General features: G+C 55.4%; 11 protein-coding genes. All 11 read right to left on the bottom strand.

Going from position 1 to position 15079, the window contains the following annotated elements:
* Positions 1-42 precede the first annotated feature (42 nt).
* On the bottom strand, positions 43-1611 hold the full coding sequence (locus KGZ93_10140; GenBank protein MBS3909960.1) for a nickel-dependent hydrogenase large subunit: 1569 nt from the start codon (positions 1609-1611) through the stop codon (positions 43-45).
* Positions 1612-2724 carry a hydrogenase small subunit gene (locus tag KGZ93_10135; protein MBS3909959.1) on the bottom strand — a complete coding sequence of 371 codons (1113 nt, stop codon included), beginning with the start codon at positions 2722-2724 and terminating at the stop codon, positions 1612-1614.
* A 224-nt stretch (positions 2725-2948) separates the two neighbouring features.
* Positions 2949-3317 carry a hypothetical protein gene (locus tag KGZ93_10130; protein MBS3909958.1) on the bottom strand — a complete coding sequence of 123 codons (369 nt, stop codon included), beginning with the start codon at positions 3315-3317 and terminating at the stop codon, positions 2949-2951.
* 192 nt (positions 3318-3509) lie between these two features.
* Entirely contained in the window at positions 3510-4349 is an 840-nt protein-coding gene (locus KGZ93_10125) for a universal stress protein (GenBank protein MBS3909957.1), read from the bottom strand.
* A complete protein-coding gene (locus tag KGZ93_10120; protein ID MBS3909956.1) occupies positions 4346-7576 on the bottom strand; it encodes a hypothetical protein in 3231 nt (1076 codons plus the stop codon). Before KGZ93_10120 ends, KGZ93_10125 begins: the two co-directional genes overlap by 4 nt.
* A 251-nt stretch (positions 7577-7827) precedes the next feature.
* Entirely contained in the window at positions 7828-8409 is a 582-nt protein-coding gene (locus KGZ93_10115; protein MBS3909955.1) for a hypothetical protein, read from the bottom strand.
* A 42-nt stretch (positions 8410-8451) separates the two neighbouring features.
* On the bottom strand, positions 8452-8883 hold the full coding sequence (locus tag KGZ93_10110; GenBank protein ID MBS3909954.1) for a hypothetical protein: 432 nt from the start codon (positions 8881-8883) through the stop codon (positions 8452-8454).
* A 255-nt stretch (positions 8884-9138) separates the two neighbouring features.
* Entirely contained in the window at positions 9139-10224 is a 1086-nt protein-coding gene (arsB, locus tag KGZ93_10105; GenBank protein ID MBS3909953.1) for an ACR3 family arsenite efflux transporter, read from the bottom strand.
* A gap of 13 nt (positions 10225-10237) precedes the next feature.
* Entirely contained in the window at positions 10238-10594 is a 357-nt protein-coding gene (locus KGZ93_10100) for a winged helix-turn-helix transcriptional regulator (protein ID MBS3909952.1), read from the bottom strand.
* A 297-nt stretch (positions 10595-10891) separates the two neighbouring features.
* Positions 10892-11605: a serine/threonine-protein phosphatase gene (locus KGZ93_10095; protein ID MBS3909951.1), complete on the bottom strand. Its 714-nt coding sequence runs from the start codon at positions 11603-11605 to the stop codon at positions 10892-10894.
* A 24-nt stretch (positions 11606-11629) separates the two neighbouring features.
* Positions 11630-14806, bottom strand: coding sequence for a pyruvate, phosphate dikinase (locus tag KGZ93_10090; protein ID MBS3909950.1), 3177 nt, complete (start codon positions 14804-14806; stop codon positions 11630-11632).
* Positions 14807-15079 lie beyond the last annotated feature (273 nt).

Below are 15079 nucleotides of genomic sequence, written 5' to 3'. Positions count from 1 at the left end.
CCGGTTGGATTTCGGTTCAATCACGTGAACCGCGCACGCCATTCACGGATCGAACGAGTGGACTACGCGTAAAATCTCGAGCGGCCTGTCCGGGTCGATGACGCTCTGCCCGACTAAGGCCTCCTCGACCGGCCCGCGCACGCCTTTGTCGTCGCGCGGAGAGAGGTTCCAGTTGGACGGGGGCACCGCGGCGTAAGCGTCGATTTTGCCGTCCTCGATGCGCATATAGTGGCAGAGCGCCCCGCGCGGCGCGTCCCAGCCGCCTTTCCCCTCGCCGGTAGCGGGAACCGGTTTCGATTCGAAGACCTTTGTTTTGCCGGCCTTGATATTTGCCAGCAGCTCGTCGGACCAGCGAAGCGCGTTGTCCGAATTGACCTTGGCCTTCAAAACACGCGCCGCGATACGTCCGAGGTCGGACATGAGCACCTCGGGTTTGCCGGCGGCCCCTATCGCCGCCAGCGTGTCATCGACGACTTTCTTCGTGTCCTCGCGCCCCGAGAGGTAGGCGACGAGCATCTGCGCGAGCGGGCCGACCTCCATCGGACGGTCGTCCTTGCCGTAGCGCACCGCCTGCGTCCAGTCGTACTTGCCCTCGACCGGTCCTTCGTTGTCGAGCGGGTCGAGCTTGGTAAACTCTATCGGCTCCTGCCCCGCGTCGAGCGGGTGCTTGCCGCCGCCCACATCGTCGCCGAACCACGAGTACTTCGTGTACATCCGGGTCTCATCCGGGTCGACCTTCTCGACTTGGAGCTTTCCGTCGAAAATCGCCCCCCTCGGAAAAAGCCTATCGTAAGGGTCTTGGCTCTCCTCATCGAGGAGGCCCCATGTCAGATAATTACCGACTCCCTTCCCGGTCTGCGCCAAATCGATATAGTACGGCGCGATTGCCAGCAGATCGGGCACCATGACATTATCGATAAAGTCTTTGACCTCGCGCATGCGGCCCTGATAATAGAGTATCTCATCGAGACCTGGGAGCTGGGTGACGCCGCCCGGCGCGTAATTCATTATCATCGGGTACTTGCCGCCCATAAAAGCGGCGGCGTCATTTGCGGCCTGCTGGACATCGATCGACTGCAGATAATGCGCGGTCAGCTCGAGGTCGAGTTCGGCCGGTAATTTGTAGCCGGGATGGTCCCAATACATATTCGAAAACGGGCCGAGTTGACCCGATTGGACGACCGCCTGCACGCGCTCCCGGACAGCCTTGAGCGTCGGCAGGGTCGGTTTCGCGTTGAGCGCGTTGGGGACGTTTACGAAATCGAACGCGTTGAGGATGTAGAACCACAGGATGTGGTCGTAGCCGACCTGTGTCGCCTCCATCATGTTTCGGATGAGGCGGGTATTGTCGTCCATCTTGTCGATGCCGAAAGCCTCTTCCGTTGCGCGCACTGAATTCCAGGCGTGCGGTGTCGGGCAGACGCCGCAGATGCGGCTCGAGAAGTGCCAGGCGTCCCGCGGGTCGCGCCCTTTCATGAAAATCTCGAACCCCCGAAAGAGGGTCGCGGTATTCCACGCCTCGGTCACTTTGCCGTCCTCGACGACACAGGTGATGCGAAGATGCCCTTCAATACGCGTTATAGGGTCTATGATAACTTTTTTTCTTGCCATTTATGAACGACCTCCTCTCGGCGGTTCCTCCGGCTCGGGAGGTCCTCCCTTACCTAAACGCCCTGTCGCCGCTTGCCCGATGAGATGCGCGCCCAGCCCGACCGCTGTAGCGGCGCCGAGCGCCATGCCTATCCTGGTCGTCGATATCCCGCCGATACCGGGGACTTGGACGTTCTGCGCGCGCTCATAGAACGGGGCCAGTTTATCCCAGAACTCCGGCTCGGCGCAGCCGATACAAGGCCCATTATGGACACACCAGCTTAAGTGGCCGTTCCAGCGGGTCGTCGGGCACGGCGCGAATGTCTGCGGTCCCTTACAGCCGACCTTATAGAAACACCAACGCTCCCGCGAGGCCTCGTCGCCGAAGACTTCGACGAACCGGCCCGCGTCGAAATGGCCCCGACGTTCGCAATTGTCGTGGATGAGCTGTCCATAGAGAAAGACCGGTCGCCCGACCGCATCGAGTTCCGGCGGTTTTCCGTGTAGAAGAACATATGTTAGCGCCGCGAGCATGTCTTCGGCATTGCCCGGGCAGCGTGAGATGTTCACAACGACCGGGTTGGCTATGCCCGCGTCTTCGCTTAAGAACGCGGTGAGCCCCTTGGCGCCGGTCGGGTTGGGTGCCGCGGCCTGAATACCTCCAAAGGTCGCGCAACTGCCAATCGCAATCGTAGCTTTCGCCTTTTTGTATGTTTCCCTAGCGTGCTCCATAGCGTTAATGCCATGGATGGTTATCGCTTCGGGAATCTTTGTCGCAATAGCGCCTTCGACAACGTAATAGAAATCACCGCTTTCGACCATATCCTCAAAGTGCTTATGCGCCTGGTCGCCCGCGGCGGCCATGACCGCTTCGTGGTATTCGAGGGATATCCGCCTTAGAATCAGGTTGGCGACATCCGGAGTCCTGCTCTGCAACAGGCTAACCGAGCACCCGAGACACTCCTGGAAAAGCGACCATACTACAGCCGGGCGCTTTACGAGTCTCTCAAGCGCCGCGGCGATATCAGGTATCGCCGACTCGCCCGCGCCGATCAACGCGGCTAGCATCCCGCAGTACTTGAGGAATTCCCTCCGACTCAAGCGAGGAAACACCGACATCTCTTCATCCGACACGCATCCACCTCCATTCGACTCCGAAAACTCTCCGAGGACACCGTGTCGCGGCGTCACGGATGAGACCGGCTTGACATATGCACCGATTTCATTGCCGCATATATACCCGAACTCAACCCGTTCAACACGCCACCGATACTCCCAGCGCGGATATTTCAATGGCTTTGTCGCTAACGGCTTGGTTTTTCGGATGGTTTTGGTTTTGTTTCGGGGTCGGACGAAACCTAAGGTTCTTCTGTTTCCCGGCGGTTAGATTCCAGGCCGCGCTCATGTAGAAGCTCGATTACGGTCGGTTCGTCGATATATCCGACCAGCTCCGGCTCGTCACCGATGAAGACCACCGGGAGCTTCAAACCGTCCCAGACGATTCTATCGGCCAAGTCTCCAACGTCAGCGGGGTTATCGAAGAAAATGTTATGAAGAACGCACTCGATTTGGTCCGCGAACCTCTCGACCAGCTCATCATGGAGCGCATATGCCTGACTGGCGAAATCATCGTCGAAACAGCTCCCGGCTGTAAAGCGCGGCCCTAAGCCCGAGCGGGGCACGTGCGCAAAGATAATCGTCACTCTTAGTTTTAGCTCTTGACCCATGTTTTGCCCTACTATCGCGGCCTCTACTATCGCGGCATTGCGCTCGACCCCATAGATTCACTACTTATTATGATGCGTTTTGCCGTCCGCGGAAACCCTCTCTTGTTTTAAAGCTATTAATATAGTACTAAATAACCAGCCGCTCGGCAAGACAAAGGCTGGTGCGAATGCCGGCAAGAGCGCGCCGGGTTTTTATCTCGACCAGATAAACATAAGCGGAACGTCGGTCTTTCGAATCAAGTTTTTGACAATTAGTGCTCGGTCGTTCTCTAAATGTCCATGCCACCCGAACGCTACGAAATCGTCCCCGTTTTCGGAGGCGAATTTGACCATGACATCGGCCGGGTCGCCTTCTCGCTCAAAAATGCGCAGTTCGACGCCGGGTGGCAGATGTTTGTAGAACCTCTCGACAAACTCCCGCGCCCACGCGGGCCAATCATATCTAGGGTAATCCAAGTATCTAGGCACGGTAATCGTGCCCGCCTCGGAAGGCGGTTTCGTCCCAAGAACGCCTATGTTTAAAATATCTATGCCGGCGCTCATCAACTCGGCAAGTCGAAAAACCCTGTCGATGACCGCCGCCGACGTCGGAGACCCGTCTTGCGGGACGAGTATTTTCTTCGGTCTCCAGGCCGAATCCGGGAGCGCCGTGATACTGGGGCTAATCACCAGAACCGGGTCAATGGCGCGTTGCACTACCCCCATCGTGTTGCTCCCCAGCAGATGCTGCGTATTGTATGTCCAGCCGTGACTCGACATTACTATCATCTCTGTTTCAACGCTTGCGGCGAATTTCAGTATCGCATCGACGACTGTTGCGCCGGTAATGCTGCGGATCGTGAAATCCTCGACGTCAAGACCGTCTACCTTGAGCGTCTCGAACAGTTCCTTTTCCTCCATCACCTCTTCGCTAACGTAAACGATATGGAGGACCGCGGCCATCGCCATCGCCATCGCTTGCGCCGCGCCGAGCGCCGCGGTCGCCGTCTTGGAGCCGTCTAAGGGTATGATAACCGCCGGTCTATTTTTCATGTCGCACCTTCTTCCACTTTGGCAAACTCACGCCAGGTATTACCGTCCCACAGCGATTTATATACCGCTCCGGGCTGTAATGCCTGCAAAGAGCCGCCAAATATGCCGATACTCGCTCCCGACTTCTCGCCCACGACAACAGTGATTTGACTGTCGCGTTCGATATCGAATTCGAGCACATTACCATGGAACATCAACTTGAACCCTAATCGAGTCCATTCTTTCAAAAGTTTCGGATAAACATAAATTCCGCCGGCCTGAACGCGCACGCCCGCAAACCCCATAACAACCTGTTGCCATAGACCGCCGAGAGCCGCGGCATGGACACCGCCGGACGCGTTGCCCATATTGTTGGCCAAATCGATAGTGCCCGCCTGGCGCAGATAGCGCCGGGCAAGCTGTTCAAGTCCCAGACGCGCCGCGACCAACCCATACATGCTCGGCGAAAGCGAGCTGCCGTGACCGGTCCGCCGCTCATAATATTTATAGTTCTCCTCGATTGCTTCAGGAGTAAAATCGCTCTCCAACAAGTAAAGAAGCATTACGACATCGGCCTGCTTGACGAGTTGCGTCAGGGCCGTCTCCTCCCTGCCTAGCAGCATGTCCAGCGGTACGGTACGCGGCTCGTACTCATAGACATCGATATCTTCGAGGGCGAAATATCCCGCAAACTGCTCGATTAGATTGTTCCCGTGATGCGCGTCCCTATACATATGTGTAGCGACTTTATCCCATTCCGGCAACTCGCTGTCGTCAAAGCCGATTCTCTCTTTCAAGGCCGACCACCTCTCGGCATGAGCGTCTTTCAAATACGCCACCGAATCGGCGGCGCGCTCGATACTCCATACCGCTTTAAGGTTCGTATAAATGCTGTCGTTGACGATTTCGTGATACTCATCGGGTCCGCAGACATTATATATATGGAATTCACCGTCTTTCTCCTCGGCCCGGCTCACCCAGAAGCGAGCCGTCTCAATGAGTATCTCGACACCGGCGTTGACAAAGAAATCCTCGTCGCGGGTGGCCGTCCAGTACGACCAAACACCGTAGGAGACCGAGGTATTGATGTGCTGCTCCATCTTGCCGGTAAGAATCAGGATGACCTCTCCGGTCGGCGTTATGACGAATTCCGGCGTCATCTCCTCGCCGGTGACCGTCGACTCCCAGGCATAGAGCGCGCCCTTGAGGCTCAAGTCTTGCGCCTCTTTGCGCGCCCCCGGCAGTGTGTAATAGCGATACATGAGCATCGCGCGCGCCGTCTGTGGATGCGCGTAGACAAAGAACGGCAGCATGAACATGTCCGCATCCCAGAAGACATGCCCCTTATAGATAGTGCCCGTAAGCGTTCGCGCACTTATCGAGACCCGCTCATCGTGAGGATTGCCCGCTATAATCAAATGATAAGCGGCAAAATTCAGCCAACTCTGTACCTCTGCGTCGCCTTCGACAGCTATCGCCGCGATATCCCACCGCGCGCGCCAGGCATCGATATTCCCGAGCAGAAGCTCGTTGAAACCGCGCGCGCAACAATCCCCGAGCGCATCGACCGCCTTATGCTCAGGGTCATCGGTATCCCTCGAAGTATATATACTGACGATTTTTTCAATATCGACCGTCTGACCGGCCTCCGCCTGCCAGCTCAAGTATTCTCCGGCGCCGCACTCCTCTATGTGAGTATGATAATCCGGCTTGACGATTCCCGTCGATATGCGACTCCGTTGCGCCTGCGCAATGGTGATGTCGCTAAAATTGGTCTTCGAGACCGCGACCACGCCGGTATCACCCTCGATCTCACGTCTATCGGCGGGTATGGCCGCCAGCGCCATCTTCCGGCATAACTCGATTCCGGTCTCTACGCGAATCTCGCCCTGGTGGTTCTCGGGGGTTATCGATATTTTGAGCGCCAGCACATGCTGGTCGGCCAGCGACGCGAACCGCATGAACTTAACGGATGTTATCCGGCCCCTCTCATCACGGTGGCGCCATTCCCGCCGCAAAATGCCTTTTTTCATATCGAGCACGCGCCGGTGCTCGACGATGTGTCCGGTGTCCAGGCGGAGCTGTTCGTCGCCGACGAATATTCGTGTATGGAGCCAGTCTGGAACTATGACCAGCTCTTCAATCTCGCCCTCTTTCGCGCGGTCGTAGACGCCGGCTACGAGCGTTGCGGGCTCCGAGCCCGGCACCCGCTCTTCGATAGAGCCCCTTACGCCGAGATAGCCGTTGCCCACCGTTAGCAACGATTCCACCTCGCGTTCGCGAATATCATCGAATCCTTCTCTAACCAAAAGAAACGTGGGGTCCTCGGTGAGCGCGAGTTTTCGATAAATCTTGGCTTGTTCCTTCATTAGCCGCAGAAAACAATCAGGACCGCCGCCGACGTGTATAACGCCCTCCGGCACCCCGTTGGGCTCCTTGCCGACGGAGACATAATCGATACCTTCCGCGTCCTGCTTATAGGTCAGAAAGTCGCTCCCCTCAAAACCGGCTATAGGCCCGAACTCATCGCCTAGAACCAGGATATCCGTATAGGGTACGTTTCGCTTGTGTGAAAGCTCCTCCAATACCCAGTCGATGGAATCCGACTTATCGGTAAGCCCGACCTCGATATGCTTGACATCGGTGGTCAGTCTGACATCGTCAAGACCGAGTTCTTTCGAATACTCGATGGTCATAGCGAACGCGCCCTTTATCCCGCCGGTGAAACCGCCTTCCGCCAGGCGCGCTTCGGTCTTCTCTAAAAGTTCGCCGATTTGTGATTTCGGAGGATTCTCCCATTCGGGTATAAGGTCGATTTTTCTCCGGTTGAGGCGCTTGTACACAATATCTATCGCAACGTTCGAGCGAGACTCGATATCGTTTTTGACCGCTTCGGCTACTTTGCTTAGAAGAGCCTCTTCTTTGTCGGTGGCTTTGCGTCCGTATAAGAGTACCGGTTTCGAGTCCTCATCGAAACCATGGGCCTCGGAACCCCTATCGGTGCAGACATACAGATTCTGTTTGTGCGGCCCGCTGATGAGAGAAGAGAACTGGCGGTCGATATTGCCGAAGTTCGTTCCGGTTATGACGACGATTTGGACGCCGAACCTCATCAGCTCTTCGAGGATGTCGGCGACGGGCCGCGCATCGACTTCGCGGTTGGCCACAGCCGTACCGTCCCAGTCGAACGCGATGATCTTAAACGGATGCTTTTTTATTCTTGGATATAAGTTAGTACAATTATTCAACCTAAAACCACCATTTCAGCAAAGATAACATCGGATATATCGACAATATGCTACCCAATAATTAGAAGTTCCTATCTTACGTGCGGAAACTGAAATATCCACAAAAACGACCACGAAACCCTAGAGTAAAAGGTCGGGGGAAGCGGTAAGCTCCCCCCGATTTACGGTCTCGTCGTTTCGCTCGTGGCTGAAAGCAATAAGGACTTCCCGCTGTCCGGATAGCCCCTCGACACGAAAGACACTCGCCCGTGTTACTGCTCGTCCTCTGTGAGTATGGTCTCTTTAACGATCAGCCATTTTCCCTTGGTCTTAACGAGTTGCCATTCATACCTATTCGATCCCAGCGTTCCATATTCCTGCGCGAGAGTGCGTCGCCTGATCGAATACTCGACTTCACCCTTGACAGTGGCCCTGTCCTGCTTGATCTGAGCTTCTTCAAACTCAAACCCCGTAACATTAAAGCCGACAACGGCCACGTTGTCATCGGTATAGTATTTTGTATAGATTTCCGGCACAGCCCCTGGTTCTGCCTTATTATCGAGCGCAATCGTTATAAAACGTTGCTGTTTCGTTAGTTCTTGTTCCTCATTGCTGTAAATTTCCGATAATTTTTTCCGCCATTCCAGAACGTCTTCCTTATTGCCTTCTACCCTCGCCAGGTTTTTTATCGGCCATCCAAAAGCAATTGTGCGCTTTATCTGTTCAACGTTTTCCGTGTATTCAGGGGATTGCTTCGTCGTCGCCTTATACGCAATAAAACCAAGCACCACCAGTAGAATAATGGCCACGGGCATGATATACTTGCGCCTTCCGGCGACAGAAAATAACTCCATCTTCTCCTCCTTCGATATGACGTTTCAAAAAGCAAACGCGTATCAATGGAGGGAACGTCCGTATTGCTGGGTGTTGAGGTCGACAAAATCGCGGTATTTCGTAAGAACAAGATGACGACGGCTTAAAGTACCCCGGCTGTAAAAGGAACGATATTTGCCGGCCGAGGCATCGTTGATACGCTGTATAAGCGACGGGCCGGGCCGAGAAACGCCGAGTGAGAAAATAATAAAATCTTCATCATAAAACGCTTTTTTGCGTTTTATTGCGCCGATAAAAACGCTGTCTGCTCTGGCGAGCGCGTCTTGCCGCCCAAATAAGATTGAGCCCTGAGGGCGATCGACCACGACTCGCTGCTTAGACTGGAGCGCGTTCTCAAAACCTTCGGGCAGGTCGACAGAGGCCACCAAGCCGATGACTACCGCAAGCACGCTTGCGACCAGGCTATAAAATTTATTCTTTTGGCCAATCGTCATACCCATTAGCGCCCATTGCCTTACATCCAAGAGCGTGTCAAACCGGTTATGGTTTCTATGCCTTGGCGGGTTTCCCGCCCTACTCGAATATTACCAGGGTTAAGGTGGTTGGGCAATTCCCCAACGGCCCGTCGATGCAACATGAGCCGAACCCGCCTCACTTTTCGCGCGTGAGTTATCGCCTTTTGGTAAAATACGCTAAGTGGTTACTTGCGCGGTATTGTTAGCGCGGCGCGGTCTTTTTGTGGGGCTGGACTACTTAACCGGGCATACCTCGTCTACCGTAAAGTAGCGCTTCTGAAAATAGAGCGCGACATTTACGAGGCCGATGAGGACCGGTACCTCGACCAATGGCCCGATAACGGCCGCAAAAGCGGCTCCTGAGTCGATACCGAAGACCGCAATCGCTACCGCTATCGCCAGCTCAAAATTGTTGCCGGACGCCGTGAACGAGAGCGTGCAGCTCTTCGAATAGTCGGCGCCGACTTTCTTGCCCATGTAAAACGAGACGAGAAACATGAGGACGAAGTAGATAAAGAGCGGTATGGCTATGCGCACGACATCGAGCGGGATACGAACGATCGTCTCGCCCTTGAGCGAGAACATGACCACTATCGTAAAGAGCAGCGCAATCAGGGTTATCGGACTAATCGCCGGAATAAACTTCGTCTCATACCACCGGCTTCCCTTTACCCGAAGGAGCGCGAAGCGTGTCAGCATACCGGCGATAAACGGAATACCGAGGTATACAAAGACGCTCTCGGCGATTTGTCCGATGCCGACGTCGACCGCGATGCCCTCAAGGCCGAAGAACGGCGGCAGGACGGTTATGAAGACGTACGCGTAGACCGAATAGAAAAGAACCTGAAAGATAGAATTAAGGGCTACGAGGCCCGCCGCGTACTCGGTATCGCCTTTAGCCAGTTCGTTCCAGACGATGACCATAGCGATGCAGCGCGCCAGCCCGATCATGATGAGGCCGACCATATACTCGGGATAGCCGCGCAGGAATATTATCGCCAACGCGAACATAAGAATAGGCCCGACGACCCAATTTTGAACCAGCGATAGACCAAGAACTTTTCGGTTTCGAAAAACCTCGCCTAACTCTTCATACTTCACCTTGGCAAGCGGCGGATACATCATAAGGATGAGGCCGGCGGCAATCGGAATCGAGGTCGTCCCCACCTGGAATCTGGTAATGACGTCTATGACGCCCGGTGCTACAAAAAACATGGCGACGCCGACGGCCATCGCTAAGAATATCCAAAGAGTCAGAAACCTATCGAGAAAAGAAAGCCCGCTTCGCGCCGGATTGCAGGTCTTAATATCGGTCTCCATCCCATGTCTCCAATTAGCCTAAATTATTCTTAAAAAACTCGGTACTCTGTTCTTCGTCTAAGCCGCCCAGGATTACTTCGTTATATAGACTGGTCAAGTAGTCGAACTTCTCGACATCAATACGATAGTGAACCCACTTGCCCTCCCTGCGGGAGATAACCAGGCCGGCGTCACGCAAGATCTTTAAGTGGTGCGAGGCAAGATTTTGCGGCATACCCAGCGGTTCGTGGATATTGCAGACACATCGCTCACCCTTCTTCAGCAGGCAGAGAATCTGCAGGCGATTGGTGTCGGCGATAATCTTTAAATAGTCTGAAAGTTGTTCGAGCCTGCTGAATTCTTTAGACCCTTCAAGGCAGCACTTTTCCATAGGTTCCTCATATCAATGGATATTATATCAATAAACATTGATATAATATCTAAAACGGGGCCATCGGTCAATAGTGTCAGTCCAATAACGCGGAATTTTCGATAGTGCGCGCACGGTCAAGCCTCAATTCTTCCGTAAATTCTTTAAGTAATTTTTAACTTACGCAATATCCTGCTTGCGGGCTCGATTGGTTACATGCTTATGTCAATATGACGAGTGCCGTACTAAGAAATCCCCTGATGGTTTGCCGGGGTATCCCTAAAGCATTCACCGCACCCACCCTTTATCGGATTCCTCTTATACCATGATTAGCACGACTGAAATATTGTCGCGGCCACCCATGCGGTTAGCCGCGTCGATCAGAGCCTCGGCGGAAGCATTTATATCACTTCCAAAGCTCACCATAATCTCCCCGATCGTCTCATCAGACAACATATCGGTCAGTCCGTCGGAGCAGAGGAGCATTATGTCGCCCGGCTGTAGCTCGCGAACATGTATATCGCCGACGACGCCCTCCGACGACCCGAGAGACCGGCTGAGCACGCGTGTCCTATGGAAGAAGAAAAGCTCGCGTATCATCACGTCCTGGTCAACCCGGATCTCCAAGATATGGTCTTTCGTGATAAGTTCCAGCCCCTTCCGGAGGAGATACGCCCTGCTATCGCCGACATGGCCGATACAGGCCGTTTCACCCCTGATATGCTGGACCAGGAGCGTCGTTCCCATGCCCCAGAGCAGATGACGCCGCGCGGACGCTTCCCGCACAGCCTCATGGGCATACTCGACAGCCTGGCTCAGCAGGGGCGGGATATCGGCACCAGGCATTTTTGCAAGCCGTTCCTTTAAGAACGCATGGGCTTTTCGTACAGCCAGGCGGCTTGCTACACGCCCGGCACGGGGAACGCTCATGCCGTCGGCAAGAAGAAAAAGACCGGCGTCCTCATCGACAAGAACGGCGTCCTCGTTCACCCTCTTGCGTCTCCCCTTGTCCGTCTTCCATACCGCGCGCATTGAACTTCCCTTCTCTGTCATCCCTCAGCAGCCGATCTTCGTTGAACCGGTTTCGGTCTCAATGGCCAGTCCGTCGAAGAGCGTTACGGAATCCGCCTTGGCCCAGAAGCCGACATAGCCCTGGACCGGTTTATCGGCCTCATATTCCAGCACTACACGGTCGTCCAGAAAACAGCGAATGCCGTGCCCCTTGACCTCGACGCGGAGATCGCGCCATCGGCCCGGGGTAATCTTTTCACGGGCGCTTGCCCGCTCTACGCGCTTGTCGTTGATGAACTCGAAGAGGATGGCGTTGTCCTCCAGAGCGTTGATCCGGAAGACGAAATAATTGCTCACGTTTCTCATACCAAAGACGAGCCCCCCTGCCCGATCGATGTTGCCGCTCACCGGCCTCACGCGGACGCGCACCGCGCCGTTCGACAGTTGAATGTCCTTCGCGATTGCCAAAGGGAAGTAGTAGTAGGCCTCGACGTTGTCGAGAAACTCCTGCAACGCCTGCCCCACAAGCCTGTTCATGGCGCCCGCCACGCCTGATGAGATCGTGAACCCGGCGCGAGAGCCGTCCTGTATACAGACCTGCCGGCCGGCCTCGTTTGCTTCTTTCCATGATCCGCCATGCGTATAGAAATTTGCTAATCCTTTGTCCCGCCCGGACTCGAGGAAGTCGTAATCGGCTTTGAAGAATGCCTCGGTTAATCGCTCCACGTCGGACCGATTCGAAAGCGCCATATCCAAAAGGCGCGAGGACGCAAATAGGCGTCCTGTCTGGTCGAGTTTTTCCTCAAGCGACGGCCGGTCATAGCCCGTGATCGACCCCTCGATCAGGTCGCCGCGCATCTTGACCTGGAAGCCAAGTTTTCCGAGGACGCTGCCGAGGAAGGCAATACGGAGCGACTTGCCGTAGTAGCTCCCCGCGCCACCGGAGAACTGGAGCGATATGTAATTCTGGCTGCTGTTGTCGCCGACCAGGGCATCGACCGTCGCGAAATGGTAGCCGAACTTCGCGGCGAGGTTCATGTACTCCCCGGTAAGGACGGCGTAGCTGACCACTCCCAAAGAAGGGCCGAATTCCGATGTCATGCTCGCAGACAGGAGCGTCAGCGTTTTGCTCATGTTCAGGCCGATAGAACCCTCCCAGCTCACGCCCGGATGGGTGAATCCCTTCCAGATCGCCCTAAACGGGAAGGACTCGACATCGTCGGGCGTGACCTCATGACAGGTGGTAAGCCCCTGTTTCAACCCGCCACCCAAGTCGATCAGCCGCAGTTCAAAGGGACTTTTCGCCTTGAGTTCGATCGAACGCACTACTTTAGCCTCGTCAGTCAAGCCGAACATCGATCGGACGGCTTGCTCATGGGTATACCGGATGACGTCGTGGACTGTTTTGCACCCCTCGGGAGAAAAGGAAGGGTCGGCGGGGTCGGTAAGATTGAGCGGAGAGATCGAGTCGAGAACGCGGCGCATCTTGCGGTGTATGGGGCTGTCGAAGACCTGCTTCTTCGTGGGCCGTATCAGTGCGGTCAACTCTTCGACGATGCCTGCATAAACCCTCGGAGGCTCCGCTGTCAGGGTTACTAAGTCCCCGGTCTTCAGAGTCGTAGAGGCATTTCCCGCGTCCGCAATCATGGGTATCCCGAACTCACGCGCGACCGACGCAAGATGACTTGCGGCGCTGCCGATGTCGGTGATGATCGCGGCTACTTTGCCGACGAGCTTCGCGAGGTTCGGCGAGGCGGTCCGCGCCACGAGCACCGCCCCCTCCGGAACGCTTTCGGCGGGAACGCCCTCACGCAGGACAAAGACCGGGCCCGCGGCCATACCGGGACAGGCGGTTTTTCCGGTGGATAACAGGACTGAGTAACCGCTGATTTCCCCGGCCGGCGCGACGGAGCCGGATAAAGGGCTTCCACCGAGGGGCCGCGACTGAAGGATAAGTATGTCTCCCGATTGATCGAGGGCCCATTCCACATCCTGGGCAACTCCGAAAAGCGCTTCGAGCTTGACGCCGTACTCCGCGAGCCTTTGCACGGCATCATCGTCGAGCGATGAAACGTTCTGTTCGGGTTCGGGTACCGACTGAAGAGCGGTGCCGCCTGCTTCAAGGTTCACCATACGGATTTCCTGTCTCGTCAACCTACGCTCCTTGATCCGCCGCGATTCGCGATCAACAACAAAAAGGTCGGGCGAGGCGCTGCCGTCGACAAGCCGTCCGGCAAGACCGCGTACCGCGCTGATGCCGATATCGCCGATGCCGCCGAAAAGCGAGTTGGTGTACATTACGCCGCTGACCTTAGGATTGATCATGGCCACAACGCCGGCAGCCATGGGGGTTTCCCGGTCGGAAAGACCGTAGCGCAGGCGGTAGGCGACGGCGTGGGAGGAGTACTTGCTCGCGAGCACGCGCTTGTAGGCATCGAGAATGTCGCCTTCCGCTACATTCAGCACGGTCTCATACTGGCCGGCAAACGTGGCCTCGGTATCTTCTCCTATGGCGCTGCTCCTCACCGCGACGCGAACCCCGGGCTGGGTCTTTTTTTCCAGATCCCGGTAGGCCCGGATGATCTGGTCGGCAATGTCCGGGGGAACGTCCGCTGCGATGATCGCGGCACGGATGGTCTCCGCATGACGCTCGAACGCCTCAGGCTGGTCCGGTGACACCTGCGCGAGGTTTTTCGCGATAAGTTGATTGAGGCCGTTTTCCGATAGGAACCTCTCGGCGGCGACAGTCGTAATACTGAAGCCGACCGGAACCGGTAGGCTAAGCTTATTACCGATCCTTGCCAGATTCGCGGCCTTTGCGCCCGTTATGCGAACATCATCCCTTTTGATTCGCTCAAAGGGGATGACCGGGTCACTTGGCCCGGCGGAGTATCGGGAAGTGAGTTCTTTCGTGATCAGCGTGTCGATTCCGGAAAGAGTCGTTTCGAGCACCGAAACCGACCTGCCCTCGAGCGACGCAAGCGCGTACACAACGCCGAGAGCCGCTTCCAGCAGGGCTTCATAGCGCGAGCCTGCCCAGGATAAGGAAAAAGGCTTGCCGCTGTAGTAGGCCTGTTCGAGATCCGCAATGGCGGAAAGCGCGGTATGGTTATGGTCAAGAAATATTCTAAAAGCTCGGTATTTCCTGACATGCGAACCCTGCAGGTTCACCAATGGCTCGCAAACACGTTTTTTCGATAAAAGCGACCGAAATTTTTTCATAACAGAGGACACCGTTTTCCATCAAGTATAGCAAATGAGAAAGGGTCTGAAAAAGTGTTGAGATCACTACTATTCGGTTTGACAGACAGTGCCGCCAATAAAGCAGGCAGAGGAAGATTTATTTTATGAACCCGAAGATACTCGTGCTCGATGAGCCGACCAGCAACCTCATAGGTTTCGGTGCCCTCAACCAAAGCCGACCATCTATCTTCTTCAACCTCTTCTAGGTCTGTCACCAGGCCCCGCCTAAAATAATCCTTGCCTCTTTGAAGG

This window comes from Actinomycetota bacterium (assembly GCA_018333515.1).
Taxonomy (GTDB): domain Bacteria; phylum Actinomycetota; class Aquicultoria; order Aquicultorales; family Aquicultoraceae; genus Aquicultor.
The sequence above is the reverse complement of the archived record's forward strand: the minus strand, read 5'-3'. Positions and strand labels throughout refer to the sequence as shown.